At 67.6% G+C, this 4770-nt stretch carries 4 protein-coding genes; 3 read left to right on the top strand and 1 reads right to left on the bottom strand.

The window, feature by feature from the left end:
• The 3 genes from EB084_19725 to EB084_19715 all read left to right on the top strand — a co-directional run.
• On the top strand, nucleotides 1-485 hold a 485-nt coding region (locus EB084_19725), incomplete at its 5' end, for a hypothetical protein (protein ID NDD30494.1).
• A gap of 121 nt (nucleotides 486-606) precedes the next feature.
• A complete protein-coding gene (locus EB084_19720; protein NDD30493.1) occupies nucleotides 607-1311 on the top strand; it encodes a PilZ domain-containing protein in 705 nt (234 codons plus the stop codon).
• A 29-nt stretch (nucleotides 1312-1340) separates the two neighbouring features.
• Nucleotides 1341-2969 carry a serine/threonine protein kinase gene (locus EB084_19715; protein ID NDD30492.1) on the top strand — a complete coding sequence of 543 codons (1629 nt, stop codon included), beginning with the start codon at nucleotides 1341-1343 and terminating at the stop codon, nucleotides 2967-2969.
• 27 nt (nucleotides 2970-2996) lie between these two features.
• Here EB084_19715 and EB084_19710 read toward each other — a convergent pair whose 3' ends face one another.
• Nucleotides 2997-4508 carry an MFS transporter gene (locus tag EB084_19710; GenBank protein ID NDD30491.1) on the bottom strand — a complete coding sequence of 504 codons (1512 nt, stop codon included), beginning with the start codon at nucleotides 4506-4508 and terminating at the stop codon, nucleotides 2997-2999.
• Between the last annotated feature and the right edge of the window lie 262 nt (nucleotides 4509-4770).

The following is a 4770-nucleotide window of genomic DNA, read 5'->3' as shown; positions in this document are numbered from 1 at the left end:
CGCTGCAGGGCTTTCTGCACGGCGAGGCGGCCTACTACGGCCGACAGCTCCTGCTCTGCGCCATGGTCCCCTGGGCCGCGGCGCTCATCATGGTTCTGGCGATGCAGCAGATCATCCTGGCGGCCGAGGGCGCCATGGCGACCGGTCGGCTGGTGTCGTCGCCCATTCCCCTGGTGCTCGTGGCCCTGTCGCCCGTGGTGATCATGGGTATGCAGTACGAGCGGCCGCGGCTCTCGTCGCAGGGCGCCACGGTGCTGGCCTACGAGAGCCACATGCGCGAGCGCTATGTGCAGGTGCGCCTCGACGATGGGCGCGTGTTCGACATGCCATGGTCGTGGGGCCCCGATCCGGAGCTGAAGCCCGGAGATCGCGTGGGGGCCGAGATCAGCGCGGCGTGCTTCCCCGTGCTCACCCACATCACCGCCCCGATCACCGAGCCCCGCACGCGCGAGAAGCGCACGGTGACGCTTCCCCAGGAGCCGTGACAAGGGCGCGCGCGATGCGCAACGCCTGCTGCCCATCGCCCTCCCGCTCCGAAGGATTCCCCACGGGGCGGCGAAATCAGATAGGCGCGTTGCGTGTCCAGGGGAGGAGAGGGTTGTCTGCATGTTCTGGTTTGGCCGAAAGAAGAGCACCGAGCTCGAACCCGAGAAGACGGCAGACGTCCCCGAGGTCGACGTGCTCCTCACCGACGTCTCTGAAGACACGGTGACGCTGCAGACCCGTCGCACCCTGCCCCTCGGCGTGTGGCTCTACATGAACGTGACGTCGGCCGCCATCGAGAACGTCCGCTCCACCGGCATCAAGGTGCGTCTCGATGAGACCCGCAAGGCGGGGCGCTCGGTGAACGCCTATCGCGGGCATCTCAAGAACGTGACGCCGACCCTGCTCGAGTGGCTCTGCCAGATCCGCGACCAGGGCCTTCCGAACGCCCAGAACGCCCCCCACTACGTCTACGTGCATCTCGATCAGCGTCTCGAGCGTCGCTCGTATCGCCAGTTCCAGGTGATGTCGCCCGACATCCCCGACTACAAGGCCATCACCACCGATGTGAGCCGCACCGGGATCCGCCTGCAGCTGTCGAGCGAGCTGCAGGTCGGATCTGTCGTTCGGCTCAAGCTCGTGTTCGACGATTTCAACTTTGACGACGTGGAGGTCAGGGGCGAGGTCTTATGGACCATGGCGCGGGAGCGTGAGACATGGTGGGCGGGGATTCGCTTCATCGACCCCTCGCCGCATGCGCGAGAGGCCCTCGACGGCTACATCAGCTTCGCCGACGGCTACAAGAAGAAGCGCTTTCGCGGCGTGTGAGACAGCGGCGGCGGTAGGGGCGAGCAGGCGTGGAACAGGGAACCATCCTCCAGGGGCGCTACGTGATCGATCGGGTGCTGGCCAAGGGCGGCATGAGCACCGTCTATCTCGCACACCACAAGGTGCTCGCGCACCCGCTGGCGGTGAAGCGTCTCAACGTGGGCGATGTCGACCCGACGAATGGGTCTGAGCAGCGCGCGGAGTTCCTGCGCGAAGGGGTTCTGCTGGCCAGCCTGTCGCATCCATCGATCGTGAAGATCGTCGATTGCTTTGCCGATGAGAACGGCTTCTTCCTGGTGATGATGTACATCGACGGTCAGACCCTGGGGCATCGCATCCAGAGAGACGGGGCGCTGGGCCTGTCGCAAGGGCTCGCGTGGGCGCGCCAGATCTGCGAAGCGGTGCAGTACCTGCACACCTGCTCGCCTCCCGTGCTGTACCGCGATCTCAAGCCGGACAACCTCATGATCGATCAGACGGGGCGCCTCTGGCTGCTCGATATGGGCATTGCGCGGCGCAACGCGCCGGACGACACCACGGGCCTCGCCCTCAAGGGCTGGGGAACGCCCCATTTCTCGCCACCGGAGCAGCTCGCCGGGCTGCCCACCGATTTTCGCTCCGACGTCTACGCCTACGGGGCGACCTTGTACGACATGTTCACGGGCGAGCGCCCTCCCGAGTGCATGAAGCGCCTTCTCGAGTCGGTGCCGGTCAAACCCCCGTCGCATTTCAACCCCGCCATTTCGCCACGCCTCGACGCGCTCATCATCAAGGCCCTCGAGCTGCAGGCCGACAACCGGTTCCAGACCATGGCAGAGATCGCGGGGGTGCTCGCAGACCTCGAGGGCGCGCCGGCGTCGGTCAAGGCGGCGGTCGCTGCCGAGACGCCCCTCTTGGCGCGACCAGGCTCGCCTCTTTCCGTGAAGCGCGTGTCGCTGCGCGACAGCGACGAGAAGACCCCCTCGCCCGCTGCGAGCAGAACTCCCGCGGGCCCAGGTCGAGAGGCGACCGATGACGGTGAGCAGATTGTGCTCGAAGGCCCGCGCGCTTCGACCAGAACAGACGACGAGGGCGTGCCCACGCTGGAGCCCCAGGTGAGCCCGGCGGGCAGCAAGGCGGCACCCCCGTCTGTGGCGCTCGATTCGCTTCCCCGGCCTGCCGCCCCGTCGCCCGCGGCGCAGGGCGCTGAGCTTCCCGGGTCGCGCATGAGCCCTGTCGATCTCGTGCTCTCCGTGGGCTGCGCGCTGACGCTCGTCGCGACGCTGGCGCTCTCGCCGACGGGCCCCGCGTTCGCGTTGGAGAAGGGGGCCCGCAGCCTCTCTCGCCTCATGGGGGGCGGCCCCATGTTCACGCTCATCGCGGTTTTCGCGCCGTCGCTCGTAGGGGCCCTGGTGGCCAGCATCTTCGGGTCGGCGCGCGGGCTTCTCATCTGCCTGTTCCTCGCGTTCCTGCAGATGTATCCGCTGGGAGCGGGCTTTGCCGGTCTTCCTGACAGCCTGGGAGCGAGCTTCGGCAAGCTGTTCGTCGTCGCGAGCGCCACCCGCGCGCAGCTGGCGCTGGGACTGCGGGGGGGAGCGGTGGCGGGATGCGTCGTGGTGGCGGCCGTCCTTGCGTGGCGCGCCTTCAGCGGCGCGGGCGACGAGCAGCGTCGGGGCTGAGGCGCGCTTCGGCTCTGGTGCGCGTCTTCACGCCGATTCCTGGCGGTAGTGGTCGGTCACCCGGTAGGCCCGCGCCACGCGCGCGAAGATCACCGCGGCGGTGAACGCGAAGGCGGCGAAGAAGAACATCTGGAACGCCGTCACGCCAAGCCCTGTCGACGCGATGGCTCGCGTTACCGCCTCGCTCTTCACGCTGGCGTTCACGATGAGCACCCACAGGTTGCCGATGGTCACCGACAGGCTCCAGAAGCTCATGATGGCCCCTTTCATCGAGGCCGGCGCCTGGCTGTAGGCGAACTCGAGGCCGGTGGCCGACACCAGCACCTCGCCCATGGTGAGGATGGCGTAGGGGAGAACCTGCCAGGCGATGGTGATGGGGGTTCCCCCGTCTATCGCCAGCTGCATCATGCCCACGACGATCCAGGCCACGCCGGACAGGGCGATTCCGGTGGTCATGCGCCGCAGTGCCGTCACCTCGACGCCCACGCGTGCCAGCATCGGGTAGACGACGAGGTTGTTGAGCGGAATGAGGAGCATCACCAGCGCGGGGTTGAGCGCCTGCATCTGTGAGGGCGCGAACCACGCGGGCTTCGTCATCGCGTCGGCCTGCAGCACCCAGGTCGAGGCCTTCTGATCGAACAGCGACCAGAAGGGCGTCACCAGCATGAACAGCACGAGCAGGCGAAGCACCGAGCGCACGCCTTCCACCGCTTCGTCCGGGTGCTTGCCGCGCGCGTTCTCGAGCTCGCACCAGACGCCTGTTCCGCCGATGCCCATGAAGGCCACCATCGACGTGCAGAGCGCGATGACCACGCCGGCGCCGGAGAAGAGAACGAGCGAGACGAGACCCGCAAGCACGGCGGTGGCGGCGAACGCGCGTCCGCGTGGGGTGGCCGATAGCGCGGTTCGCGCGACGCGGGCGAACGAATGAGGGTCGGGCGGCGCGGGGGGCACGACCACGTACTCGCGTCGCCCCAGCCAGAGCACGATGGTGGCGATGAGCATGAGCGCGCCGGGGATGCCGAAGGCCACACTCGGGCCGTACTGCTTCAGGAAGATGGGCATGAGCAGCGAGGCGAAGAACGACCCGAAGTTGATGATCCAGTAGAAGGCGTCGAACACCGTCTTGGCGCGGTGCTTGTTGCGCGCGTCGAACTGGTCGCCCACGAAGGCCGAGACGCACGGCTTGATGCCCCCGGACCCGAGGGCGATGAGCGCCAGGCCCGCGTAGAAGCCGCCGGGCTGACGGTCGAAGAGCGCGAGACAGAGGTGACCCAGGCAGTAGAGAAGGCTCAGGCGGAAGATGGTAGCGTACTTGCCCCAGAGGCGGTCGGCCACCCAGCCGCCGAGCAGGGGAAAGAAGTAGACGCCGATGACGAAGGTGTGAAACACCTCCTTGGCCGCGCCGCCCCGCTCGGCCTCGGGCAGATGGGCCAGCAGCGACGATGCGAGGAACACCGTGAGAATGTTTCGCATGCCGTAGAAGCTGAAGCGCTCGCACCCCTCGTTCCCGATGATCCAGGCGATCTGGCGTGGGATGGGCGCTTCGGTGGGGTGATGGGGCTCTGCGTCGGCGGTCACCTCGACGCATTCCGCCCGAGCGCCGTCCCCCCCTGCGTGGTGATTGCGACGAGGGGGCGCGTGGCCTGCGCGACGCGGGGGGGCGTGGCCTGCGCGACGCCATCAGGGGGGCGTGCAGCGTGTCGCAATTGGCCTGTTCTGTGCCGGGTTTTGCAGAACACAGTGCGTTTCAGCGCATCGCAGCACGCTCTGCGGATGTTCTGTGGAAATGCGACCAGAC

This window comes from Pseudomonadota bacterium (assembly GCA_010028905.1).
Classification (GTDB): domain Bacteria; phylum Vulcanimicrobiota; class Xenobia; order RGZZ01; family RGZZ01; genus RGZZ01.
This window is presented reverse-complemented; position numbering and strand designations above follow the sequence as displayed.